At 68.0% G+C, this 24,777-nt stretch carries 23 protein-coding genes and 1 tRNA gene; 6 read left to right on the top strand and 18 right to left on the bottom strand.

The annotated features are described in order from the left end of the window. Positions 1-187 precede the first annotated feature (187 nt). The 4 genes from JW876_05920 to JW876_05905 form a co-directional block, all read right to left on the bottom strand. Entirely contained in the window at positions 188-592 is a 405-nt protein-coding gene (locus tag JW876_05920) for a biopolymer transporter ExbD (protein ID MBN1885041.1), read from the bottom strand. After that, positions 582-1,226: a MotA/TolQ/ExbB proton channel family protein gene (locus JW876_05915; protein ID MBN1885040.1), complete on the bottom strand. Its 645-nt coding sequence runs from the start codon at positions 1,224-1,226 to the stop codon at positions 582-584. Before JW876_05915 ends, JW876_05920 begins: the two co-directional genes overlap by 11 nt. Positions 1,227-1,247: 21 nt before the next feature. Beyond that, a complete protein-coding gene (locus JW876_05910) occupies positions 1,248-2,051 on the bottom strand; it encodes a hypothetical protein (protein ID MBN1885039.1) in 804 nt (267 codons plus the stop codon). 203 nt (positions 2,052-2,254) lie between these two features. After that, a complete protein-coding gene (locus tag JW876_05905; GenBank protein MBN1885038.1) occupies positions 2,255-2,761 on the bottom strand; it encodes a T9SS type A sorting domain-containing protein in 507 nt (168 codons plus the stop codon). A 129-nt stretch (positions 2,762-2,890) separates the two neighbouring features. Here JW876_05905 and JW876_05900 point away from each other — a divergent pair, with 129 nt between their 5' ends. Beyond that, positions 2,891-4,003 (top strand): T9SS type A sorting domain-containing protein, encoded by a 1,113-nt coding sequence (locus JW876_05900; protein ID MBN1885037.1) that lies wholly within the window; start codon positions 2,891-2,893, stop codon positions 4,001-4,003. Between the two features lie 105 nt (positions 4,004-4,108). Here the strand turns inward: JW876_05900 and JW876_05895 are convergent, their stop codons facing one another. From JW876_05895 to JW876_05880, 4 genes are all read right to left on the bottom strand, one after another. Next, positions 4,109-4,891, bottom strand: coding sequence for a hypothetical protein (locus tag JW876_05895; protein ID MBN1885036.1), 783 nt, complete (start codon positions 4,889-4,891; stop codon positions 4,109-4,111). 292 nt (positions 4,892-5,183) lie between these two features. Next, positions 5,184-5,260 (bottom strand) — tRNA-Val (locus tag JW876_05890). Between the two features lie 4 nt (positions 5,261-5,264). Next, positions 5,265-5,420 (bottom strand): hypothetical protein, encoded by a 156-nt coding sequence (locus tag JW876_05885; protein MBN1885035.1) that lies wholly within the window; start codon positions 5,418-5,420, stop codon positions 5,265-5,267. A gap of 105 nt (positions 5,421-5,525) precedes the next feature. Continuing rightward, positions 5,526-7,382, bottom strand: a complete 1,857-nt coding sequence (locus JW876_05880) for an ATP-binding cassette domain-containing protein (protein ID MBN1885034.1) — start codon at positions 7,380-7,382, stop codon at positions 5,526-5,528. Positions 7,383-7,648: 266 nt separating this feature from the next. On the opposite strand from JW876_05880, the gene JW876_05875 reads away from it, so the two are divergent. The 5 genes from JW876_05875 (at position 7,649) to JW876_05855 (ending at position 16,665) form a co-directional block, all read left to right on the top strand. Beyond that, positions 7,649-8,572 carry an Ig-like domain-containing protein gene (locus JW876_05875; protein ID MBN1885033.1) on the top strand — a complete coding sequence of 308 codons (924 nt, stop codon included), beginning with the start codon at positions 7,649-7,651 and terminating at the stop codon, positions 8,570-8,572. Positions 8,573-8,742: 170 nt separating this feature from the next. Next, positions 8,743-11,010, top strand: a complete 2,268-nt coding sequence (locus JW876_05870; protein ID MBN1885032.1) for a carbohydrate binding family 9 domain-containing protein — start codon at positions 8,743-8,745, stop codon at positions 11,008-11,010. 156 nt (positions 11,011-11,166) lie between these two features. Next, positions 11,167-13,251, top strand: coding sequence for a DUF3857 domain-containing transglutaminase family protein (locus tag JW876_05865; protein ID MBN1885031.1), 2,085 nt, complete (start codon positions 11,167-11,169; stop codon positions 13,249-13,251). Then, positions 13,248-15,185 carry a DUF3857 domain-containing protein gene (locus JW876_05860; protein MBN1885030.1) on the top strand — a complete coding sequence of 646 codons (1,938 nt, stop codon included), beginning with the start codon at positions 13,248-13,250 and terminating at the stop codon, positions 15,183-15,185. Before JW876_05865 ends, JW876_05860 begins: the two co-directional genes overlap by 4 nt. 121 nt (positions 15,186-15,306) lie before the next feature. Beyond that, on the top strand, positions 15,307-16,665 hold the full coding sequence (locus tag JW876_05855; GenBank protein MBN1885029.1) for a hypothetical protein: 1,359 nt from the start codon (positions 15,307-15,309) through the stop codon (positions 16,663-16,665). A gap of 43 nt (positions 16,666-16,708) precedes the next feature. Here JW876_05855 and JW876_05850 read toward each other — a convergent pair whose 3' ends face one another. The 10 genes from JW876_05850 to JW876_05805 form a co-directional block, all read right to left on the bottom strand. Then, on the bottom strand, positions 16,709-17,176 hold the full coding sequence (locus tag JW876_05850; protein MBN1885028.1) for a DUF5329 family protein: 468 nt from the start codon (positions 17,174-17,176) through the stop codon (positions 16,709-16,711). After that, positions 17,176-17,982: an ATP-dependent sacrificial sulfur transferase LarE gene (larE, locus tag JW876_05845; GenBank protein ID MBN1885027.1), complete on the bottom strand. Its 807-nt coding sequence runs from the start codon at positions 17,980-17,982 to the stop codon at positions 17,176-17,178. The genes JW876_05850 and larE overlap by 1 nt, the downstream gene beginning before the upstream one ends. A 7-nt stretch (positions 17,983-17,989) precedes the next feature. Continuing rightward, positions 17,990-19,066: an endolytic transglycosylase MltG gene (gene mltG, locus JW876_05840; protein MBN1885026.1), complete on the bottom strand. Its 1,077-nt coding sequence runs from the start codon at positions 19,064-19,066 to the stop codon at positions 17,990-17,992. Next, positions 19,067-19,507, bottom strand: a complete 441-nt coding sequence (gene ruvX, locus JW876_05835) for a Holliday junction resolvase RuvX (protein ID MBN1885025.1) — start codon at positions 19,505-19,507, stop codon at positions 19,067-19,069. 74 nt (positions 19,508-19,581) lie between these two features. Beyond that, the gene (locus JW876_05830) at positions 19,582-21,846 is read right to left on the bottom strand and encodes a SpoIIE family protein phosphatase (GenBank protein MBN1885024.1); all 2,265 of its coding nucleotides are present in this window, start codon (positions 21,844-21,846) and stop codon (positions 19,582-19,584) included. A 126-nt stretch (positions 21,847-21,972) separates the two neighbouring features. Next, positions 21,973-22,410, bottom strand: coding sequence for an ATP-binding protein (locus JW876_05825; GenBank protein ID MBN1885023.1), 438 nt, complete (start codon positions 22,408-22,410; stop codon positions 21,973-21,975). 37 nt (positions 22,411-22,447) lie between these two features. Further along, positions 22,448-22,789: an STAS domain-containing protein gene (locus JW876_05820; protein ID MBN1885022.1), complete on the bottom strand. Its 342-nt coding sequence runs from the start codon at positions 22,787-22,789 to the stop codon at positions 22,448-22,450. A 43-nt stretch (positions 22,790-22,832) separates the two neighbouring features. Then, on the bottom strand, positions 22,833-23,810 hold the full coding sequence (locus JW876_05815) for an RluA family pseudouridine synthase (protein MBN1885021.1): 978 nt from the start codon (positions 23,808-23,810) through the stop codon (positions 22,833-22,835). A 49-nt stretch (positions 23,811-23,859) separates the two neighbouring features. Continuing rightward, on the bottom strand, positions 23,860-24,351 hold the full coding sequence (gene lspA / locus JW876_05810) for a signal peptidase II (protein MBN1885020.1): 492 nt from the start codon (positions 24,349-24,351) through the stop codon (positions 23,860-23,862). Positions 24,352-24,354: 3 nt separating this feature from the next. Continuing rightward, complete coding sequence (locus tag JW876_05805) at positions 24,355-24,759, bottom strand: TraR/DksA C4-type zinc finger protein (GenBank protein ID MBN1885019.1); 405 nt, start codon at positions 24,757-24,759, stop codon at positions 24,355-24,357. Between the last annotated feature and the right edge of the window lie 18 nt (positions 24,760-24,777).

The raw sequence follows: 24,777 nt of genomic DNA, 5'->3' as shown, positions 1-24,777 counted from the left end.
GTCGCTCCCGCCGCCGTCAAGGCCTCTCGCCCAGATATCCGCTATCGATGCTGTCTACAGCGGGATACGCAAAGAGAAACCTCCCCGGCGACGTGCCGCCGGGGAGGCGAGAAATGTCAACGATCCTTTACACCAGGTCGGCGGCGTCCCGTTCCCGACGCCCACGGGGAGCGCGCGCCCTCGTTCCTCACCTCTCCCCCGCCTGCGTGGCCACCACGAGCCGTTCGAGCCCCGCGCGCTTCGCGATGTCCATCACCTGCACCACCGTTCCGTGGCGCGCGTCGCGGTCGGCCTTCAGCACGAGCGTCCGATCGTCCGCCGAGGCGACCGCCTCGCGCATCGCCGCCTCGAGGCTGTCGACCGGCACGGCCCGGTCGCCGAAGAGGATCTCGCCGCCGGGACCGATGAAGACGGTGAGCTTCCCGGCGCGCGCCGCCTCGGCCGCCTCGGCCGCCGGCAGGTCGAGCTTCATCCCCGGCTGCTCGAGGAAGGTCGAGGAGACCATGAAGAAGATGAGGAGCAGGAAGAGCACGTCGATCAGCGAGGTGATGTTGATCGCCGCCCGCCGCTTCTGCTTGAGATCAAACCGCATCCTGCATCTCCCCGTTCCCGCCCGCCACGGCCCGCATGCGGTGCATCAGCGAGGTCGTGTGCTTCTCGATGTCGAGGACGAGGCCCTCGGCCCGCGAGGTGAAGTAGTTGTATGCCACGAGCGCCGGGATGCCGACCGCCAGACCGGTGACCGTCGTGATCAGCGCCTCGGAGATCCCGCCCGAGAGGATGTTGGCCTGCCCGATCCCCACGCGCGATATGACGTTGAAGACCTTCACCATGCCGATCACCGTGCCCATCAGACCGAGAAGCGGTCCGACCGAGGCGATCGTCTCGAGCACGACGAGCCCTCGCTCGAGGCTCCGCACCTCCTGCCGTCCCTGGTCGAGAACGACCTCCCGCTGCTCGTCCCGCGGCAGGCCGCGGTTGCGCAGCGCGGCGAGGACGACGCCGGCGAAGGCGCCGGGGTTGGCCTCGCAGATGCGCTCGGCGACGCGGAGGTCGTCGGCGTCCTCGATCCGCCCGATCGCCGAGACGATCTCGGGCACGATCACCTTCCGCCGCCGCAGGGCGGCGAGCCGCTCGATGAAGACGGCGAGCCCCAGCACCGAGGCGGCGAGCAGGGGTATCATGACGATGCCCCCCTTCTGCAGTTCCGCGAAGATCTCTGTCATGTCCGTGTCTCCCTCCTGTCGTCAACGCCGAACGAGGTAACTGAACGTCCACATCAACTCGAGATAGTCCTCGGGGAAATCGGCGGGCAGCGGGCGGAAGGGCGAGGACAGCTCAACCGCCGTCACGCTCGTCTCCATCAGCGAGCGATGGCCGTTGAAACCGATCACCTCGATGTCCGCCACCGAGCCGTCGGGCATCACCCTGAACCGGATCACCGTGTCTCCGCTGATCAGGCCGAGGTAGGTGAAGGCCCCCGGCGGATGCACGTTCTCCCGGAGCCTGCGCTTCATGTCGAGGATGTACGAGGCGTAGTCCCATGCGTAGGTGTTGAGCGAGATGCCGCCCATCTCCCCGGCGCCGAGGACCCGCTGGTCGTAGCTCGCGTCGTCGATGTACTGCCCGTGCGCGGCGAGGAACTCGCGATGCGCCTGCACGAGATAATCCCTGTCGGAGGCAGGTCCGTGGTCCCTCCTCTCCGCGGGGATGTGTTCCGCCGCCGGGTCGATCCCCTCCTCCGGCGCGGGATCGGTCCGGGCGCCGGGCTCGGCGGGCCGCCTCGCCTGTCCGTCCTCGGCCGGGGGGCTCTCCGCGTTTGCCCCGCCCGCGAAGACCCGGTGCTCGGTCAGCCCCTCGCTGTAGGGGACGCCGTCGTCTTCGTTCGACGGTCGCTCGTCCCGGGCGACGGCGTTCTTGTCTGAGAGGAGATGCGCCTCGTCGGGACGCCGCCGGATGGCGTCCTCGGGCGTTTCCACCAGTTCGAAGACGAGCGGCGGCTGATCGGGCGTCCCGATCTCCACGGCCGGGGGCTCGATCAGCCTGCTCATCGGCCGCCAGGCGGCGAATACGAGCAGGTGGATCAGTATGGAGATGGCGAGCGCCAGGCGTTGCGGTCGATTTCCGAACAGTGTCGCTTCCTTTGCATGCCGACGGGTTGTCGATTATACACGCCCACGGGTGCGACGTCGCATTTTTTTCGGGGAGGTTACGGACGGCCGCCGGGGCGGCTCCCGGCCGGTGAGGAACGCGTCTATTTCAGCAGGATGACCTTCTGCGTCTCCGTGGATCCCGATCCCGCCCGCATCCGCACGAAATAGACGCCGGAGGCGGCAGCGGCGCCGGCCGCGTCGCACCCGTTCCAGACCACGAAGGACTCCCCCGCCCCGTAGCGGCGATCGGTCAGGACGGCCACGCGGCGGCCCCGGACGTCGAGAACGTCGATCCGCACGCGGCCCGGCGCCTCGAGGAAGAACCCGATCGTCGTCGCGGGATTGAAGGGGTTCGGGTAGTTCGGCAGGAACCGCGCGCCGCGCAGCGGCGGCGCCTGCGGCTCCACGGCGGTCGGGGTCCAGTACCGGGGCACGCGCCCGCAGTTGTTGCCGAATTCGTACTCCCACACGATCGTCCCGTCGACGGTCACCTCGAAGGTCCAGCCGAGGATGACCGCCGAGACGAGCGTGTTGCCGTTCGGGAGCCTGAATGCGCCGCCCTGGGTCGCGCCGGCGTAGAACACCCCCGGCCCGCCGTACGTCCACACCGGGGCCGCCGGACCGTACGCGCTGTCGGGCTCGACGCCGACGGCGCATACGTCCGCGACTACACCTGGGGCGGCCCGGGCGAGGACGCCCCGTGGGGCGTCGCCCTCGACGCGGCGGGGAACGTCTACGTGGCCGGCTACTTCTCGCGCGACGTCGACTTCGGCGGCGGTGCCCGCTCGTCCGCCGGATCGTGGGACATCGCCGTCGTGAAGCTCGACACGGCGTTCGGTTATCTCTGGGACGCCGTCCGGGGCGGCGAGGGCGCCGACTTCGCCTACGACATCGCCCTCCTCGGAGACGACCACGTCTTCGTCGCCGGCAACTTCGAGGAGACGGTCGACTTCGGCGGCGGGCAACGCACCTCGGCGGGGGACGCCGACATCGTCCTCCTCGAGCTCGGCGGAGACGGCGCATGGCTCTGGGACGGCGCCTGGGGCGGCGCGGGCCGCGAGCGGGTGCAGGGCATCGTCCTCGATCCGCGCGAGGGGCTCTACCTCGCGGGACTCTTCAGCGAAACGGTTGACTTCGGCGGCGGCGACCGCGTCTCGGCCGGTCTCACCGACGGCTTCGTCGCCCGCTACGACGTCGACGTGCCGGCGACGGTCGACATCGCGCCCGAAACCCTCAACCTCAAGAGCAAGGGCCGCTGGATCACCTGCCACATCGAGCTGATGGAAGGATTCGATCCGTCGACGATCGACGTGTCGACGGTGATGCTCGGGGGGACCGTCCCGGCCGCGGCCAAACCGACATCGGTCGGCGACTGCGACGACGACGGCATCCCCGACCGCATGGTCAAATTCGACCGGCAGGCCGTGATCGGGCTTCTCCAGGGCATGGGCGGCGACGTGCCGCTGGCCGTGACGGGCTCGGTCGGCGAGAAGACCTTCGAGGGAACGGGCTCTGTCCTCGTGATCTGCCCGCCCGTTTTGAAGCCGGAGGAGAACGAGCCGGCGGCCCCCGCGCGGACGGCCTCGCTCGCCGCCTGGCCGAACCCCTTCAACCCGACCGTGCGGATCGCCTGGAGCGTCCCCCGGCAGGGCCGGGTCGTCGTGCAGGTCTGGGACGTCAACGGGCGCCTCGTCCGGACGATCGAGAACGCCGTGCGCCCGGCGGGCGACTACAGCGCCGAGTGGAGCGGCCGGAACGATATCGGCCGGCCGGTGAGCTCGGGTGTCTACTTCTGCCGCGTCTCGATCGGCGGCGAGACCCTCTCCAGGAAACTCATGCTGCTGCGGTGAGAACGCGCGGCGCGGAGATCATCGCATGCGAAAAGACCCGGTCGCCCCTGCGGGGCGGCCGGGTCTCTCTCTATCGCTTCCGCCGACGACGATCCTGTTCCGCTCTCACTCCGTCTTGATCGAGAGCGAGACGTTGTCGAGCTCGTACGAGGAGTCGTCGCAGTTATATTCCGCCCAGAACCCGATCGTGTGCGTGAACGCGGTGGCCGTGAACTCGGCCGTGAAGGGCGACCAGTCCAGACCGTTGGGACCGCGCGCGAACGATCCGACGACGACGCTGTCCGCGGTCACGACGAAGCTCTCGGCGAACTGGTTCCCGATCCAGTTCACGTACGGCCGGTACTCGCCGGTGATCTCGTACGTCAGACCTGGAACGAACCCGGAGACCTCCTGCTCGATCCCCGGATCGACCTCGCAGGTGCCGTACTCGTTGAGCCGCATGCATCCGGGCGGATTCCCGGCTTCATCCGTCCAGCCGCTCCACTCGTCGAAATTGTGGAGTGTCCAGCCGCTCGCATCGTCCGTGAAGCCGGGGTTGACGAATCCGGCCGTCACGTTGATCGCGACGATCACGGTGACCGTGTCGCTGCTCGCCGTGTTGCCGGCGTCGTCCTCGGCCGTCGCCCACAGGTGGTGCTGGCCGTTGTCCGACTCGGCATACGCGACATCGAGCTCGAACGGGGCCGTATCGTCGCTGCCGATCATGGAGGCGCCGTCATGGAACTCGACGAGCACGACCCCCTCGTCGTCGGAAGCATCGGCCGTGTAGAGGACATTTCCATCGGATAGAACAAGATTCGCAGAGGCCGAGAGTGCGATCGTCGGATCCGTCGTGTCGACCGTCGGCTCCGATCCCGTATCCGAATCGCTGCACGCCGACATCATCATGGCGCCCAGAAGCAATCCTGTTGCAAGAAGCTTCACAACCGATGCATTTCCCGATGAATAGACCACTCCACGCTCCTTTCCACGGCGTTCCGGCTGCCGAAAGCCCGCCAACCAATACCTGACAATACTACTCGGATTATATTCGATCGAGCGCCCACATAGTAAACAAAACTTTACTCCTGCGGGAGAAAAGCCCTGTCATCGATTCATTGCGGGAAATCTGATACCGGCGCCGATGCCGCCTCGCCCCTGTGCCCGGAGCAATCGCGTTCATGGCGGCAGGCAAAAAGCGTGGTGGGCGGAAGAGGACTTGAACCTCCGACTTCCTGCTTGTAAGGCAGGCGCTCTGACCAGCTGAGCTATCCGCCCATCCCTAGACGAGTGCGACGGGAACGAGGATGCAGTAGCCGAGGACGAGAAGCAGGGGCGCGGCCGAGAGGGAGCCCTGGTCGAGGAGCACGTAGCCCAGGACGATCGCGAGCAGCGCCGCGCCGAGTATCCACTTCCTGAAACGTCGTATCGTGTTCATCGTCTTTCTCTTCCTCCGGTTGCGGGGCACCCGTAATAATAGCAGCGGCGCCGCCGGTGTCAAGCGGTACGTGCGCGTCGGCCGCGCCGGAGCGATCCCGGCGGGCTACGCGTCGTCGCCGAGGGCGTCGAGCAGGCCGTCGAGCCGCCTCTTCTCCTCCTCGTACACCGCGTGCGCCCGTTCGAGCCGTTCGAAGCTCTCTTCGACGGCGCTCCGGCAGGCGTGCGTCCGCTTCGAGAGTCCGGCGATCCGCTCCCCGTCCCCCGTCTCGACGGCGGCGGCCATCGCCTCGTGGAGCGTCTCGAGCTCGGCCTCGGCCTCGACGATCGCCGTCTCGAGTTGTTCGATCTCCTTCTCGAGGGGCCGGAGCGACCGGGACCGCTCCCTGACGAACTCGGAGCGCCGGCGGCGCATCTCCTTGCGATCGACGCGACGCGCGAGCCGCTTCTCCTCCGCCTCGTCCGGCTCCGCGCCCGCCGCCTCCTCCCAGCCGACCGCGTCGAGGAAGCGCGAGTAGCTCCCCTCGTAGAGCCGCGCGCCGCCCCGCCGGAAGACGACGAGCCGCTCGGCGAGGCCGTCGAGGAGCATCTCGTTGTGCGTGACCATCACGATCGCGCCCTCGAAGGCATTCAGCGCCTCGAGGAGCGCGTCGCAGGATTCCATGTCGAGATGGTTCGTCGGCTCGTCGAGGAGGAGCACGTTCACCGGCGTGGCGATGATGCGGCCGAGCATCACCCGGCTCTTCTCGCCCCCGGAGAGGACGCGGATCTTCTTGAGTGCGGCGTCGCCCTCGAACATCATCATCCCGGCGATGTTCCGGGCCCGCTGGCCGTCGACGGCCGGATCGGCGGCGAGGATCTCCTCGACGACCGTCCGCTCCGGCGAGAGCTCGGAGACGTTCGTCTGCTCGTACCAGGCGGTCGCGACCGTCGGGTTGTACGAGATCTCCCCGCCGTCCGGGGCGAGCCGGCCGGCGAGGATCTTGAGGAGCGTCGTCTTCCCCTTCCCGTTCGGGCCGACGACGCAGAGCCGGTCCCAGGGCCCGACCGAGAAGGAGAGGTCGTCGAAGAGGGGCGAGCCGGCGTCGTAGCCGAAGGAGAGCCCCGTGACGTTCAGCACCGGCTTGCCGTTGAAGGGCCGCGAGGAGAAGGAGAAGTCGAGATCCTTCGCCTGCTCGAGCCGCTCGAGCTTCTCCTGCTTCTCGAGCGACTTGATCCGCGACTGGACCATCCCGGCGAGCCGCGCCTTGGCCCGGAACCGCCGGATGAACAGCTCGGCCTTCCTGCGCTTCTTCTCGTCGTTGAGCCGGGTCTTCTCGTAGACCTCCTCCTCCTGCGCGAGCTGGTCGTAGAGCTTGCCCGTGTCGCCGCGGATCTTCCGCAGGGTCTTGCGGTAGATCGCCATCGTGTGGGTCGCCACGTGGTCCATGAAGGCGCGGTCGTGCGTGACGAGGATGAGCTCGCCGCGCCACTCGCGGAGGTGACTGGTGAGCCAGCGGATCGAGGTGATGTCGAGGTAGTTGTTCGGCTCGTCGAGAAGGAGCAGGTCGTACTCGCGGACGAGGGCCTTCGCCAGGTTCAGCCGCACCTGGAAACCGCCGGAGAGCTCGCCGGGCGGGCGGCGCATGTCCGCGGCCGTGAAACCCAGGCCGGCGAGGACCTTCTCCACCTTCCACACCTGGTCGCGCTCGGCGGCGGCGAGCCCCGCGCATCCCTCCTCGAGGACGGTCGCCGCCGCGAAGGAGGGACTCTGGTCCACGCAGCCGATCGCGTAGTTCTTCGGAACGACGATCTGGCCGGCATCCGGCTCCTCCTCGCCCGTGATCAAACGGAAGAGGGTCGATTTCCCCGACCCGTTCCTGCCCACCAGGCCGAGCCGCTCCCCGGCGGTCAGCTTGAAGCTCGCCTGCCTGAACAGCTCCTGGGAACCGTAGCTCTTCGAGATGCCGTCGACCGTGATCATGCCGCTCCTTCAGCGCCCGCAAACGGCGCCACCGTGCCGCGAGGGGGGATATCCGTGTATTGTAACGCCTGCGGGGCCCGTTCACAAGCGCCGCGGCGGCACCATGCGGTATTGACTGACGGGTTGTCGGGGCATAGAATCCGCCGGGGCAACGAATGACACCGACACCGCGCGGCATCATCGGACCGTCACCTTAACCGGACAGACAGGAGGGCCCTTCCATGAGGAACACGCGACCGGCACGGCGAGCGACCGGACCCGCACCGATGCGCCGAACCGCGGCACCGACGAGGCTCCTGCCGTTCCTCGTCATCTCCGTCCTGCTCGCCGCCGCGGCCGGCTGCGACGAAGACGCGCTTCTGCCCCCGGACGGCGCCCCGCGGGTGCTGGCGACCTCGCCGGCCGAAGGAGACACGCTCGTGCCGGTGGACGCCGCCGTGACGGTTTTCTTCGACCGGTTCATGGACCGGTCGACCATCTCCTCCGGCTCCTTTACGCTCGACGGCCCGACCGGGCCGGTGGACGCGACGGTGGCCACCGGCGAACGGTCGGCGACCCTCTCGCCGCGCTCGCGTCTCGCCGGCCACTCCCTCTACACCGCGCGGCTCGACCCGGGGATCGCCGACGCCCAGGGAGCGGTCCTCGGCGTTCCGTACGCGTGGTCCTTCACCACCGGCGTGGCGAACCTCAGACTCGCTCCGGACGCCGAGTTCACCGTACGCGACCTGGGGCCGGACGGCGCGCCGGACGAGATCGCCTTCGGCGGCCCCCCGGGGCGGCATCTCTTCGCCGGCGCCGCCGACGGGTACACCGATCGCGCCGTTATCGAGTTCCCGCTAGACGCGATCGCGACCGGCGCGGTTCTCGAGGCGATCCTCTTCTTCAACATCACCAGCGTTTCCACCCCGGGCGGTGCGACATCCGTCGAGTTCTGGGGCTTCGCCGGCGACGGCGACGCCGGAACCGGCGACTGGGACGCCGGCTTTCTCATCCAGGCGATCGCCGACGCGGATCTCCAGGCGGGCACGACCTACGCATGTTTGATGACCGAGGCGATCAACGCCGCCATCGCCGTCGGCGCGATGCACGTCGGATTCCGGCTCGTCGTCTCGGGCGGGGCCTACGCCGAGATCGCGTCGACGACAGACATCACATCCCTTCCGGGGCCGACCCTCATCGCCGTGTATTGACCTCGGCGCGGCCCCGCCGCCATGCCCGGGACGCCACAGGCGCTGCGGGCGACGGCGAAAAAACTCGCGGCTCCCCCGCAACTTCTGGCGCGGCGGGACGTAATACTGTTATATTTTTAACACCACGTGCGGGAGACCCCGTCCGTCACGCATTGCCCGGGAGCGAATCGATGAAACACGGCACCGTCCTCGTCACCATCGTATCCGTCCTCCTGTCCGCATCGGCAGGCGGCGCCCGCGCCGACGAGGCCCGCGGCGAGTGGAAGCCCGTCTACCATCCCCGTCTCGAGATCCGCCGGGCCGCCGGCGCCATCGCCGTCGACGGCGTTCTCGGCGACGCCGGCTGGCGGGGAGCGGCCCGCGCGGACGGCTTCGCCGAGCACAACCCCGGCGACCAGACCCGGCCGGCCGTCGACACGGAGGTCTGGATCGCCTACGACGACGAGAACCTCTACGTCGCCTGGCTGTGCCACGACGATCCCGAGGCGGTGCGCGGCTACTTCTGCGAACGCGACGACATCTTCTCGGGCGACTACGTGATCCTCTGCATCGACACCTACGGCGAGGCGACCCACGCCTACGAGATCGCCACGAACCCGTACGGGATACCGGGCGATCTCCTCTTCTCCTCGGCGAGCGGCGAGGACATCACCTACGACATGATCTTCGAATCGGCCGCCCGCGTCACCGCCGACGGCTGGGGGGCCGAGATGGCCATCCCCTTCGAGAGCCTCCGCTTTCCGCGGCGGCAGGAGCAGACCTGGCGCGTCGACTTCTGGCGCAACCGCCCCCGCGAGTGCCGTTACCAGTACTCATGGGCCGCCTACGACCGCGACATGGACTGCTGGCCCTGCAACTGGGGCACGATGACCGGCATCCGGGGCGTCGAGCAGGGGGGCGGCATCGATCTGCTTCCCGCGGTCATCGCCTACCAGAGCGGCTCGCTCGGCGAGGACGGGGAGTTCCGCAACGACGACGTCGACGGCGACCTCTCCCTGGGGATCTCCTACGACGTCTCCTCCGAGCTCATCGCCGAGGCGACGATCAATCCCGATTTCAGCCAGGTCGAGTCCGACGCCGACCAGATCGACGTCAACTCCACCTTCGCCCTCTTCTACCCGGAGAAACGCCCCTTCTTCCAGGAGGGGGGCGACCTCTTCGACACGTACCTCAGCGCGGTCTACACGCGCTCGATCAACGATCCGTCGGTGGCGGGCAAGCTGACCTGGCGGGGCGGTTCGAGCAGCCTCGCGCTTCTCTCCGCATACGACGAGCACTCGGTGATCATCCTCCCCTTCGAGGAGGAGAGCCGCTTTCTCGAGAACGGCAAGAGCGTCTCGAACATCCTGCGCTACCGGCGGGACCTCGGCGAGCAGGCGCACGTGGGCCTCGTCGCCACCGATCGCCGATTCGACGGCGGCGGCTCGGGCTCGCTCGTCGGACTCGACGCCCAGCTGCGGCTTTCCCCGAGCGACAAGATCGAGATGCAGGCGCTCGTCTCGCACACCGGGGAGGTCGACAACCTCGCCCTCGCCGACAGCGCCTTCAACACGACTTTCTTCGACGGCGGCGAGCACACCGCCGGCCTCGACGGCGAGACATTCACCGGGCACGCCCTGAACGTGGAGATCGAACGGAACGCCGGCGATTACTGGGCGGGGATCGACTACACCGAGCTGAGCCCCACCTTCCGCGCCGACAACGGTTTCGAGCCCTCGAATAACTATCGCAAGATCGATACGAACCTCGGCGGCATCCTCCGGTTCGCCGAGACCAGCATCATCGAGAACGTCAACGGCAACGTCAATGCGGTGCGCAAGTGGAACTTCGACGGGGTGAAGAAGGACGAGTGGATCATGGCGAGCGGGGAGATCTATTTCCGCGCCGCGCAGACGGGGATGCACTCGTACTACATGCGCAGCAACGAGCTCTTCCGCGGGATACCGTTCGACGACATCTGGCAGGCGCACACCTGCTTCTCCACCAAGCCGAGCGGCCGCCTGCACTTCGGCGCGAACATCAACTACGGCCACCGCATCGCCCGCCGCGAGCTCGTGATGGGCAAGGAGACTTCCTACGGCGGCTGGGCCGACATCCGCCCGATCGACCGGATGCTGGTCTCCCTCTCCTACAGCCGCCTCTTCTCCGACGACCTCGACTCGGGCGAGCGGCTCTTCTCCCAGTCGGTCTTCCGTTCGACCGTGTCGCTGCAGTTCTCGCGCGAGTTCTCGGTGCGCCTCGTCACGCAGTACAACGACCGCGGGGAGACGTGGGACGTCGACCCGCTTCTCACCTACCGGATCAACTCCCTGACGGTCTTCTACGTCGGCTCGACCCACACCTACCGCGACCTCGCGCTCGACCTGGACGGGCGCGAGGGGTGGACGCTCGCCGACCGGCAGTTCTTCCTCAAACTGCAGTACCTGTTCCGGATCTGATCCGTGTCCGGTCAGGGGACGCCCCCCCGGGCCGCGCCCGCAGAGGCCGGCTTGACCCCGCGCCCGATACGCGTTACACTCGCCGCCTGTCCGCGTGCACACGTCCGCGGGCCGGTCGGAACCGACCTGCCCGCGCCCCAGACGGGAGGTTGCCCCGTGCGATCGCATCGCCACCACTTCGAAGCCTTCCGGGCGCTCGTCCCGGCCCTTCTCCTTCTGTTCGCCGCGCCGGCGCCCCTCAGCGCCGACGACGCCTGCGCGCCGCCGGGAGAGCAACCGCCCCCCGACGTCTTCTCGCGCCTCGCGGCGGCCGGCGGGGCCGCCGACCACGAGGGCGCCGACTGGATCGTCGTCCTCGACGAGGCGATCAACCGGATGAAACCCTCCGGCGTCACCTACGTCGACCGGTACGTCATCTACAAGATCCTGACCCCCGCCGGGTGCCGCGACCGATCGGTGCTCGACTGGGGCTACGACCCGCAGAGCAGCCACGTGGAGGTGCGCGAGGTGAACGTCGTGCGCGGCGGCGAGCGGATTCCCGTCGACGTCGCCGCGGTTCGCGACCTGCCCGCCCCCCAGCGCGCCATCTACTGGAAGGACCGCATCAAGACCCTCCAGCTCCCGCGGCTTTGCCCCGGCGACGGGATCGAGGTGCGGCTCTTCCGCAAGGGATTCACCTACGCGCTGCTCGGGGGAGCGGCCGCGGGAGCGACGCCGGCCGACACCGCCGCCGCCGACTCGACGGCCGCGCCGGATGACGATCGCTATATCCCGCCGATGCCCGGCGAGTACTTCGACATCGTCCTCTTCGCCGGAGAGGCGCCGATTCTCGAGAAGCGCTCCGTGTTGAACCTCCCCGGGGACAAGCGGCTCCACGCCGAGGTCTACAACGGCCCCCTCTACTCGAGCGCCACCTACGACGGGGAGCGTACCGAGTACGCCTGGTGGGGATTCGACCTCGCCCCCGCCGCGCACGAGGAGGCGCAGCCGGCGGCGAGCGACTTCGCGACGAAGGTCGTGATGGCCACCGCGGAGAGCTGGGAGGCGAAGAGCCGGTGGTTCTTCGACGTCAACCGGAACCAGTTCGAACCGAACGAGGCGATCCGGGCGAAGGTGCGCGAGATACTCGCCGGGGCGGGGCTCGAGAACGCGTCCGAGGACACCCGGGCGAAGGTCCTCCTCCACTGGGTCGCCCAGAACATCCGCTACAGCGGCCAGACGATGGGCGAGGGGGAAGGGTTCACCCTCCATCCCGGCTCGATGATCTTCGAACAGCGCTCGGGTGTCTGCAAGGACATCGCGGGGATGCTGATCACGATGATGCGCGCCGCGGGCATGGATTCCTACGCCGCCATGACGATGGCGGGAAGCAGGATCGACGCCGTGCCCGCCGACCAGTTCAACCACTGCGTCTGCGCCCTGCGCAAGCCCGACGGCTCATTCGTGATGTACGATCCCACGTGGGTCCCCTACAACAACGAGATCTGGTCGCTCCTCGAGGCCGAGCAGCACTACCTCGTCGGCACGCCGGAGGGCGAGACCCTCTCGCGCATCCGATACAGCCCGCCTGAAGATTCTCCCCTCCGCGTCGTCCACCTCGCGAAGCTCGAGCAGGACGGCACCCTCGAGGGCAGCTTCCGGCTCGACGGGTCGGGGGCCATCGACGGCCGCCTGCGACGCATGGTGACGGGGAGCGAGCGGGCGAACCTCGACGGCGCCGCCGCGGCCCTCCTCGCCTCCATCGGGAATCGCGTCGAGGCGGTCCGCGTCCGCCACCGCGAGGCGGACGACTTCAGCGGCGACATGTGGATCGAGATCGATTACCGGATCCCGCGATTCGCCCTGCCGGTCGACGGGGGCCTCGAATTCGAGAGCCCACTCATGAACCTGGTCACGGGGAACGGGAACCTCTTCCGCGCCTCCGCGGTGCGGCGGCCGGAAAAGCGCGAGACGGACGTCTTCCTCTACTACACGCAGCGTCTCGACGGTTCCGAGCGGATCCGCCTGCCGCGGAACTGGAAGGCGGTAGACACGCCCGCCCCCGACACGGTGGACGAGACCTACGCCTCCTTCACCGGCGGCAGCCGCATGGACGGCCGCGATCTGGTCATCGAGAGCCGGGCCGAGATCAGGCGGCGGCAGATACCGCCGGACGGCTATCCCGGGTTCAAGCGCGCCGTCGACGAGGCGGCCGCGTGGAGCGAGACGACATTCCGCGTGCAGAAGGGAGGCGCCCGATGACACGGATCACGACCATCACCGCAACCGTCGCGTTCGGCCTGCTCCTGGCCCTCTTTGCGTCGGCCCTCGGCGCCGCCGTCATGGGCGTTTCGCGAGGCCATGACCTCGACGCCCTTCTCGCGCGGGCAGGCGAGACCGTCGACCTCGGAGCGCACGACGCCGTCGTGCTTCTCGAGAGCCGCACGGTCGACCTCTCGGAGCCGGGCACGCGACGCACGACGGTGCACCGCGTCGTCCGGATCGCGACGAGCCTCGCGATCCGCCGGCACGCGGACCTGCGCATCCCCCGGGACGGCGACACGTCGACCCTGAACGTCCTCCTGCTGCGGACGTGGCGGGACGGGCGGTGGTGGCCGAGCGAGAGCGGGATCAGCGAAACCGCCGTCGTCGAGACGCTGCCCCGCGCGGCGGCGACGGCCGACGACTACACGGGGATGCGAGAGACGATGCTCCTGCACGACGGGGTGGAGCTCCCCTGCGTGATCGAAACGGCGTGGGAGATCGCCGAGCGGATCGATCCCGGCGCGGGCAGCGACGGACGGTTCATCTTCCGGCAATCCGACCCGGCCGTCGTCGCCGAGCTCGAGCTCGTCTTGCCGGCGGGCGCCGAGCCGCAATTCGCGGGGGCGAACGGCGCGCCGTCGCCGTCACGCGACACCGGCGAAAACGGCGAAACGATCCTGCGGTGGGAGATGACCGCTCTCGCGCCGCTCGGAGCGCACCCCGCGGGAGATCCCGCGCGCTGGGTTCCCGCCGTCTCCTGGTCGACGTGGCGCGACTGGCCGGCCCTCGGCCTGGCGATCTCGACGGCCGTCGACGCCGCGGCCGCCGACCTCGGTTTCGCGCTCGCCGACACCGTCACCGCACTCACGCGGCACGAACCGTCGGACGCGGCCCGCGCCCGGCGCGTCGCCGCCTTCATCGACGAGACGGTGCGACCGGTCCTTTCCGACGCGTCCTGCTGGCGCGCCGCACCGCGACCGGCCCGCAGAACCTGGGAGACGGCCTACGGACACGCCCTCGACCGCCTCGTCCTCGCCGCGGGGCTCTTCCGGGCCGCCGGCCTCGTGGCCGACCCGCTGCTGGTCGGAACCTCCCCCGGCCCGATCGACGAGACCGTCCCCGGCCTCTTCCCCTTCGGTCGGCTCCTGCTCCACGTCTCGGGAAGCGGCTTCTCCTTCACGGCCCTCTACGATCCCGTCGACGGGAGCCTCGCCACCGGTGCCGACCTCTTCGCCTCGCGAGTTGCCTGGGAGCCCGGGAATGACGATTCGCCTCGCGCCCCGGAGGGCTCGATGGCTCCGGCCGGCCTCGAGATCGACCTGTTTCTCGAGCCCGCCGATGACGGCGGCTGGACGGGGCGGGGATACCTGCGAGCTGACGGCCTCTTCTCGCCCTACGACGAGATGACCGGCGCCCCCGGCGCCGCGGAGAAACACCTCGGAACCCTCGCCGGCGCGCTCATCGCCGGCGCCGAGGCCGCCGGATTCGACCCGGACCGCTTCACGCCCGAGCGCGTGGCGACCTCGTTCCCGCTGTCGGTTTCCGCGCCGGAGCCGGACGACCGCGGGCGGACGCGCCTCGTCGCCGGCGATCCCCCCGGCGGCATGCTGGCGCTGCTGCATGGCGACGTTCGTCTCTACGAGACGAGCCGCATCGCCCCCGTCATCCTTCCCTGCCCGCTCGTGCAGCGGGTACGGTTGGATCTTCCCGACGACGGCCGGATCGTCACCCTTCCCGAGCCGCGGGAGGTGGCGAACGCGGCGGGACGGTTCACCCTGACCGTGCGGCGCGACGGCGATCGCGTCACGATCGAGCGAAAGATCTCAATCGGGACTCCGGCGATCGCCGCTGCTGACTGGCCCCTCCTGCGAGCACTTCTGCTCGAGGAGGCCGACGCGGCGAACCGGACCGTGATCCTGGGCGGCGCCTGAGAGGCCGCCCGGCATCGGCTTCGCGCATATCCTGTTGCCCGGCGGGTGCCGCTTCGTGTATACTGCCCGCGACGGCTGAAATTCCGGACACATCGGCAACTCGTTCACGGGAAGGTCCATCATGAGATCAACTCTCCGCATGGTGACGGCTATCCTGTTCTGCCTCCTCCTCGCGGCCTGTTCGACCAGCGCCCCGCCGACCCGGGAGGAAGACGGGCCGGCGCCCGATCCGATCGATCTCGTCTATCCGCCCGACGGCGCCACCGGGCAGAGCCTCGAACCCTTCTTCTACTGGACGTGCGACGACGAGCCGTCCGGCGACGACTGGGACTACGTCCTGTACATCGCCAACGCGGATACCATGCGGTGGGTCGGTGTGCAAGGAACGGTCACCTCTCCCCGTCAATACGACGGGATCCTCGGCTACGCGCTCGAGGAGCTCACGGAATACGCGTGGCGGGTGACGATCCGGAGCCACGACGACGACCTCCTCGCGGAAAGCCCCGTCTGGACATTCACGACCGGCGAGGGAACGAATAACCCGCCCCTGCGCCCCTTCGATCCCGACCCGGAGACGGATGCGACGGGCATCGGCGAGGAATGCCAGCTGACCTGGTCGTGCGAGGACCCCGACGGCGATCCCCTCGTGTTCGACGTCTGGCTCGGCCCCACGGGAAGCGAGGCGCTCGTCGGCGACGGCCAGGCCGCTTTTTCCCATGACGCATCGGGGCTCTCGGCCGCGACGGAGTACAGCTGGTGGGTCGTCGCGCACGACGACCGGGGCGGCGCGACGACGGGGCCGCAGTGGCGCTTCACGACGAGCGACGATCCCGGACCGTTCGAGGGCGTCTTCACCATCCTGACGCTCGGCCGCGTCATCCTCTACGACGGACAGGACGTCACGCGCGTCGACAACATCTCCGCGCGGTTCGACAGCGCCCTGGCGCCCTGCACGCCGGTCACGCCGCTCCGACCGGACGCCGTCTCGGCGGGCAGCTTCGATCTCGCCTGGCAGGAATCGCTGAATCTGTACATGTACTCCGACTACATCGCCGGGTTCTTCCTCAACCCGGGCACGGAGTACGTCTTCGACGTGACGGCGGGGGGCGGCGTGCCGGCCCTCGTCGAGCACGTCACCTTCCCCGTGTGCGAATGCTACATCACGAGTCCCGCTCCGGGCACCTTCCTCCCGCGGACCGGCTTCGATCTCGAGTGGCAGACGACCTGCGGCGGGACGGTCGACATCGTGATCGGGGATCTGAACGACGTGGATTCGACGGGAATCTACATCACCACGGAGAACGACGGGAGCTACACGATCACGAGCGAGGATCTCGCCCCCCTCTCGCCGTGGACGTACCAGCTGCAGATCATAATCGTGAAGCAGAACCGTCACCAGATCCTGGCGACGGGCTTCGACCCGCGGAGCTGGATCTGGGCGCGCGTGCTGAGCACGCAATACGTCTTCCTGAATCCGTGAGGAAAGACGGCACTGATCCGGGGACGGTCACGATCGGGCGGCGTCATTCGCCGTCGGGAAGGGTGCCGGCGGTCGTGTCGGGGGGAGATGTCTTCGTGACCGTGCGGCGGCGCCGGCGCAGATCGACGAGCGCGTCGCCCAGCCACTCGGCCGACGCGCGGACCTCGCCGCCCGGCGGGCGTACGAGGTAGGCCTTGCCGCTCATCATGCTCTTCGTCGCGGCGAGACGGATGAAATCCTCGGGAGTCGCGATCCTGTCACGGTAGTGCCTGTACTTCCGTTCCATGTGGCCCGCCGCCGCCTCGGCGTCGTGCTCGCGCCCGTTGCGGATGAAGACGCATCCGGATTCGCGGACGAAGCGGAGGAGCATCGAGACGGTATCGGCGAGGGCCGACGACGTGTCGGCCGGTCCGCCCCTGTTTCGGGCGACGGCGCCCGCCGGCGCGAGGATCGCGCACGCGAGGAAAAGCCCGACCGACGCCGCGACGATCCGTTCCGTGCGCGTCTCCATCATCCCTCCTCCCCGCCGTCGCCGATACCCTCGTTTAGGCTTCCCGATCTGAATCCGGCCAGGTCGACCGAGACGTAGATGAAACCGATCAGGCGCAGACCGGCGGCGAGACGGTCTCCCGTGTCGGGCTCGAGCAGCCGCGGGATTTCGTCCCGGGGCACCTCGATCCTCGCGACGGGCCCGTGATGGCGGACCCGGCAGACGGGAAAGCCCGCCTCCCGGAGGAGCGTCTCCGCCTCCTCCACCTGGCGCAGCTTGCCGGCCGTGATCTCCTCGCCGTAGGGAATGCGCGAGGCGAGGCAGGGCGATGCGGGACGATCCCAGTTCGGAAGCCCTCGCACACGGAGCAGTTCCCTGATCTCCGCCTTCGTCAGCCCCGCCGCCTGCAGCGGGCTTCCCACGCCGAGCTCGCGCACGGCCCGCGCGCCGGGACGGTAATCCCCCCGGTCGTCGGCGTTCGACGCCTCGAGGACGCAGTCGCATCCGCGCGCCGCCGCCGCCTCGACGATTTTCGTGAGGATCGCCTTCTTGCACCCGTAGCACCGGTCGGCAGGATTGGCCGTGAAGCCGGGATCGTCCATCAGCGAGCCCGCGTCGACCGTTACGTGCTCGGCCCCGACGAGACGCGCGATCCGCCGCGCCTCCTCGAGCTCCCCCGCCGGCACGAAGGGCGCCGAGGCCGTCACGGCGACGACGCCGTCCGCGCCGAGCGCGTCCCGCGACTCCGCCAAAAGGAGCGTCGAGTCGACGCCCCCCGAGAAGGCGACGGCCGCGCGGCCGCAGTCGCCGAGGATCCCGCGAAGCATCTCGATCTTACTGCGCGTTCCTGCTTTCAGGAGGAGCCCCTCCCGTGCCGGCCTCGGAGCCGTCGAAGAAGTCCTTCATCCATGGCTGCTCGCCGTCGCGGGCGCGTTCCTTGTTGATGAGGTGCTCCTGGAGCGAACGGCTGAAGAGATGCCGTCCGGAGCCGTCCGCGACGAAATAGAGATCCCGGCTGCCGACGAGGGGCGTCACGGCCGCCTCGAGGGCGGCGCGGCCCGGGCTGCAGATCGGCCCGGGGGGCAGGCCGGGAACGCGGTACGTGTTGTACGGGGAGGAGACGCGCAGATCCTTGTACCACAGCCGCCGCCGGACGCCCCCGAGCGCGTAGGCGACGGTCGGGTCCGCCTCGAGACGCATCCCGCCGACGAGACGGTTGTGGTAGACGGCCGATATCCGGGGCATCTCCGAATCGTACACCGCCTCGGCCTGGACGATCGATGCGAGCGTGACCGCCTCGTTGACGGTCAACCCGAGCGAGTCGGCCCGGGACTGGAGCCTCTCGTCGAATACCTCGTGGAAGCGGTCGACCATCCTGAGGATCGCCGTTCGCTCGTCGAGCGGCCACGAGAAGAGATAGGTGTCGGGGAAGAGGTATCCCTCGAGGGAGGGAGCGTCGATCCCCGCCTCGGCGAGAAGCGCCGAATCGGCCGCGAGCTCGAGGAACCGGGTGGAATCGATCTCGGTGGACGACGCCATGAGCGACGCGATCTCGCGCAGCAAAAGCCCCTCGGGAACGACGACGCGCGTGTAGTCGATCGCCCCGCGGGAGAGCTTGTCGAGAATCGAGGCCACGCTCTCCCCGCGACTGAAGAGGTACCGCCCCGACTGTATCCTCGTCTCCCGCCGGGTGAGCCAGGCCGCCCACCGGAAGAGGCGCGGCCGTTCGAGCACGCCGGTATCGGAGAGGGCGGCCTTGACCTCGTTGAATGTCGTTCCCGGCTCGATCCGGATCTCTATGCGCCGTCCGTTCTCGTCTGCGCCGCCGTCGTAGTACTGCCAGCCGACCTGGAAGAGGGCGGCGACGGCGGCGGTCACCAACACCGAGACGATTACCGTGACCTTCTGCATCTATGCCCTTTCGTCGAGCCATGACTGGAGCAGGAGGACCGCGGCGAGGCGGTCGATGTCCCCCGCCCTGCGGATTCGCCCCTCCTGCCCGAGAACGCGCTCCGCCTCGCGGCTCGTCATTCGCTCGTCGCGCAACTCCACCGCCACGCCGCACCGTCCGACGATGCGGTCGGCGAGCGCCCGCGACCGGGCCGACCCCTCGATCTCCCCGCCGTGCATCGCAAGCGGCAGCCCGATGACGACCGTCTCGACGCCGTTCTCATCGACGAGCCGCGCGACGTGCTCGACGAACGCCGTCTCGTCGCCGCCGGAGAAGGTTTCGAGCCCCTGCGCGGTGATCCGGAGCGGATCGCTCAGGGCGAGCCCCCAGCGGACCGTTCCCGGATCGATCCCGAGAACGCGCGCGGCGCCGGTTTCCTGCTTCCCGTTCGTTTCGTTCATTATATCACAGTCGGGGCTCTCCGGCCCCGGAATCGGAAATCCGTCCCTCGCCTCGTCGCGGCGCCGGGCCCGTCTCATGCCGTCCGCTTCAGCACGAGGATCGTCAAATCGTCGTTCGCGCCCCTCGGGTAGGAGAAGCGGTTGACCGACTCGACGATCTCGTCCCTGATCGACGCCGCCTCCAGCCCGCGGAGCCCGGAGAGGAGGGGATGCAGTCGCTCCTCGCCGAAGAGTTCACCGTCGTCGTCCTCCGCCTCGGTGACGCCGTCGGTCGTCACGACGAGCACATCCCCGGGTTTGAATCTGATTTTCCGGTTCTCGTAGGGAAATCCCGGCTGGACGCCGAGGATGAGGCCGCTGTAGTCGAGGATCTCGATCCTGCCGCCGTCGCGGACGACGACGGGGAAGAAGTGGCCCGCGTTCGTGTAGACGAACTCGTCGGTGCGCGTGTCGAGGCAACCGTAGAAGAGCGTGGCGAACTTGTCCGGGGCCGTCACGTCGCACATCACGTCGTTCAGCCTGCCGACGAGACCGACCGGATCGTGCATGTGTTCCTTCATCGCCCGGAGACTGGCCTGCAGCGACGCCATGAGCAGGGAGGCGGGCACGCCCTTGCCCGACACGTCCGCGACGGTGCAGGCGAGCAACCCCTCGCGCTGGAGGTAATCGTAGTAATCGCCGCCGACCTGCTTGCTCGAGAGGCTGACCGCGGCCGCGTCGTACCGGTCGACCACCGGGGGCCGCGAGGGGAGAAGGTTGAGCTGGATCGACCGGGCGATATTCAGCTCCTCCTCGATCAGCTTCTTCTCGACGACCTGGGCGAGCAGTTCGATCCGCGACAGGGAAGCCGATATCTGCGCGGAGAGCATCGAGATGAGCGACTGCTCCTCGGTGGAATAGCCGCGGTGCTCCCGGCGCCTGCCGAGCAGAAGCACCGCCTCGCACCTCGCGCCGCGCATGACGGGCACGATCAGTTCGTAGCGGGCGAACCGCCGCACGGTGCCGGGAAGCAGCTCGACTGCCTCGTCGAGAACGCGCCGGCCGGGCCGCATGAACATCCTGCCGGTGACGTTCAGGAACCCGAGCGCCTCCATGAAATCGAGCCGGACGATCGGCTCGCGGAACTGGGCGAGCGTCTCCAGCACCTGCGGCGCGTACCGGTCCTCGCGATCGGCGGTGATCTCCTTCGCGAGGAAAAGCTCGACGTCGTCTGCGTCGAAGATCGTGCGAAGGGCCTGCCTCGTCCGTTCGCGCATGTCCTCGAGATCGATCATCGAGAGGAGCTCCGCGCTGAGCCGCCGGATGCGGAATCGCGGCGTCTTCTCCTCGCTCAGCACCCGCCGCTCCGCCCATTCCTCGATGCGCGAGAAGACCGGCTGGAAGATGATGATGAAGACGACGATGAGCCCCGTCTCGACGAACTCCATGCGGCTCCCCGAGAAGCGGTAGAAGAAGGCCATCACCTGCTTGACGACCACGAGATAGAAGGAAGCGAAGATGGCGATGGCGCCGCCGTAGAAGATGCCCTTGCGCGCGATCTGCCTGAGGTCGAGAAACTCGTACCGGACGATCGCGAAGGCGATCGAGCCGCCGCCGACGATCAGCGACGCGTTGACCAGAAGCGCCATGACGGTCGGATCCGCCGCCGCCTGGAAGAGGATGGGGCCGATGCGGGCGAAGGCGTAGGTGGCGATACAGGCCCCGAGGCCGATGATCACCGCGCGGGTCTGGCGCCTGACGCGGGGGGCGAGATCGCGGCGCATCGAGGCGCCGAGCAAAAGCATCGAGAAGCCGGCGTAGGAGATGTTCACGAAGGAGAAGAGCGTGCGGTGCGCCTTGAAGAGAAGCTCCATCAATACGTTGAGCGAGCTGGAGAGCGTCCCCATCGTCGCCGCCATCCTGCCGTCGGCGAAGGGCAGGTCCGTCATGAAATCGAAGGTCTTCGACGGGTTGACGCGGTCGATCAGGAAGATCAGCATCACGAGGTGGAAAACGTGCGGCACGAAGAGGAGAAAGGCGCCTCGCTTGATGTACTTCCAGATGCGGTTCCGCACGGGATGGACGAGCGCGAAGAGGACGAGCGAGGGGAAGAAGAATTCCCAGGTGTATTCGAAACTCGCCACCAGGGAGCCGAAGAGGACGGTGCCTTCCCGGAGATTCCGCTCGAGGATCACGCTGGCCGCCCCGAGCATCGGGCCGAAACTCGCGAAGAGGAGCACCAGGGCGGTCGCCCAGCCGACGGCCGTCTTCGCCGAATAGCGGAGAATCGTCGTGGCGAGCAGGAAGATGATCGCGCCGCACACGAAATAGACCGTCGCGAGTATCGATGCCGTGGTCATCTGATCACTCCATCGGGGATCGCATCGGGAGTCTTGATGTCCCGCCGCCGCATCGCATGTAGTGATACGCCCGATCGCTTCTACGGGTTTCCGGAAGGTGGCGCGTCGGAAGAAACCGGACCGGCGTTACGCGTTCCCCGGACGCTTACCCGGCAGATACTTCACGAGTGCGATCTTTATCCCCCGATCCGGGAGTTGCTCGTAGGACAGCTCGTCCATCATGTGCTTCATGATGTAGATGCCGCGTCCGCGAAGGTGGGCGATATCGGCCGGATCGGGAATGTGTTTCATGTACTCGTCGAAATCGAACCCTTCACCGTGATCGAACGCCTCGACCTGGAAACGGTCGGGGAACATGGTCATCACGACCCGGACATTCCGCTCCGGGCAGCACTTGTTGCCGTGCTCGAGCGAATTCGTGCAGGCCTCGATCACCGAGATCGATATCTCGTTCTGCGCCTCCGGAGGAAAACCCATCTCGCCGACGAGTTCGACGCAGAGAAGATCGACCATGTTCAGAAACCGGTATTCGCTCGGAAACTCGAGTATGACGCTATCAGCCATGACGGGGCGTCCACCCTCCTCCCTGTGGGCCTTCAGGTCAGGCCCTGAAGCTCTGAACGACGGTGTTCTCGTCGTCGAAACACTCGAAGATCAGGTTCAGTTTCGTAACGTAGAGCACGCTCTGGATTTTCTTCGAAACGTGCAGGAGCTTGAGATCGCCGCCGTTCTTCCGCAGGGTCGTGTACCCGGTGATGAGGATGCCGACGCCGGTGCTGTTGACCCAGTTGACATCCTTGAGGTTGACCACGACATGCTTGCGCCCCTGCTCGATGAGGCCGTGGATCTTCTCGCGGAAGGCGTCCGCGTCGGGCCCGCCCATCAGCTTGCCCTGGAGATCGAGGAGCACGACGCCGTCCCGTTCCCTCGTGAGTAGCCTCACGGAACCTCCACGGAATCGCCCGGTCGCGTCGCGGTTCCGGGCGTCATCGATCGGGTTCGCCGGCGGCCAGTCCGAGCAGGTCGAGGACCGCCGCCATGTCGGCCGGCGGGTTCGAAGCGAACCGCATCCTCTCCCCCGACCGCGGGTGCGTGAACGCCAGCTTCGCCGCGTGAAGCGCCTGGCGGTCGATCAGGGCCAGCGCCCGGTTCGCCAGGTCGAGCTCCTCTTTCCGCAACGCCGCCTTTTGCGCCCGTCGACCGCCGTACTCCGGGTCGCCGAGCACCGGGTGCCCCTCGTGCGAGAGATGCACCCGGATCTGGTGCGTTCTGCCTGTCCCGAGCTTGAGAACAATATACTGGAACGGATTTCGGGTGTCTAGCACAGAGTAGGACGTGACGGCGGGCTTGCCGCCGGCGACCACGGCCATCTTCCGCCGGTCCCGGGGCGAACGGCCGACGGGGCGATCGACGACCCCCTCGGGCGCCGGCATCGAGCCCCAGACGAGCGCGCGATAGATGCGCGAGACGGAACGTTCCATCAATTGACGGGACAGCGAGATATGCGCCTCGTCGTTCTTGGCGGCGACGAGGAGCCCCGTCGTCCCGGCATCGAGGCGGTGGACGATTCCCGGCCGCAGCACGCCGCCGATGCCGGACAGATCGCCGCAGTGATGCAGGAGGGCGTTGACGAGCGTCCCCCGCGCGTGCCCAGGAGCCGGATGGACCACCATCCCCGCCGCCTTGTCGACGACCACGACATAACTGTCCTCGTAGACGATGGCGAGGGGGATATCCTCCGGTTCGACCGCCGGCGGTCGGGGGGGAGCGAAGGAGAGCGAGATGCGGTCTCCCTCGCGCACGCGATGCGATGATTTTGCGATGACCGCGCCGTTCGCCAGGACGCCGCCGGCGCGTATCTCCTTCTGGACGCGGGATCGGGAGAGCTCGGGGACGCGGTCGCCGAGGAAGGAGTCGATGCGCTCTCCCTCCTGCTCCTCGTCGACGACGAAGCTATGGACCATCCGGTCGTCCACGATGCTCCTTTCGCGGTTCGTCGGTCGGGCGGCGGCGTCAGGAGGCGGGGTCCGCCGGCGCCGGGCGATTCCCGCGATCATCCTCTCGCGGGTCGCGGAGGAACCCGGCGATCAGGACGACGGCTCCGACGGTCACGGCGATGTCCGCGACGTTGTAGACGGGCCATCGGTAGGAGCCGATACCCATGTCGATGAAATCGAGGACCTCGCCGGCGGCGATCCGGTCGATGAGGTTGCCGAACGCCCCGCCGAGGATGAGTCCGAGACAGACGCGTTTCAGCAGCGGCGCGTACCGCATGCGATACGAGAAGACGATGAGGGCGACGATCGCCGCGATCGTGACGGCGATGAGGATCGTCCGCGAACCGGCGAGGATGCCGAGGACGGCCCCCTCGTTCTTGCTCAGGGTGATCCGGAGAACGCCGTCGATGAGATCGGTCCCGCCGGAGAACCTGAAGAGTTCCCAGATGATCCTCTTGGAGGACTGGTCGAGGATGACGACCAGCGCGGCGATGGTGAAATAGAGCACGTCTCAGCGCCTCTTGTTCTTTTCCTTGCCACTCTTGCACTGGATGCAGAGCTTCGCGCTGGGCACCGCCTCGAGACGTTTCGCGGCGATGAGCTGGCTGCACTCCTCGCAGATGCCGTACTCGCCCCGGTCGAGACGCTCGAGGGCCAGGTCGAGGGATCGGAGGTAGTGCCCCTCCTGCGTCGCGTAGTAGAAATTCTTCTCCTTCTCCATGTAGTCGGTGCCGAGATCGGCGAGGTGGTTGGAGTAGGACTGCTTGGAACCCTCCCCGTCCTCTGAGGACTCGGTGATCGTCTCCTCGATGCGCCCGAGCTGCTTGAGGATGCGCTCGCGCTCGTCGATGATGAGCTTGCGGAACCTCTCGAGTTCCTTTTTCGTGTACTTCTTCTTCGCTTTCTTGTCGGTCATCGCGGCTCTTCCCCCCTG

The sequence above is a fragment of the Candidatus Krumholzibacteriota bacterium genome (assembly GCA_016931295.1).
Classification (GTDB): Bacteria; Krumholzibacteriota; Krumholzibacteriia; order Krumholzibacteriales; family Krumholzibacteriaceae; genus JAFGEZ01.
Note: the sequence above shows the minus strand (reverse complement) of the source record. Positions and strands in the feature narration are given on the sequence as shown.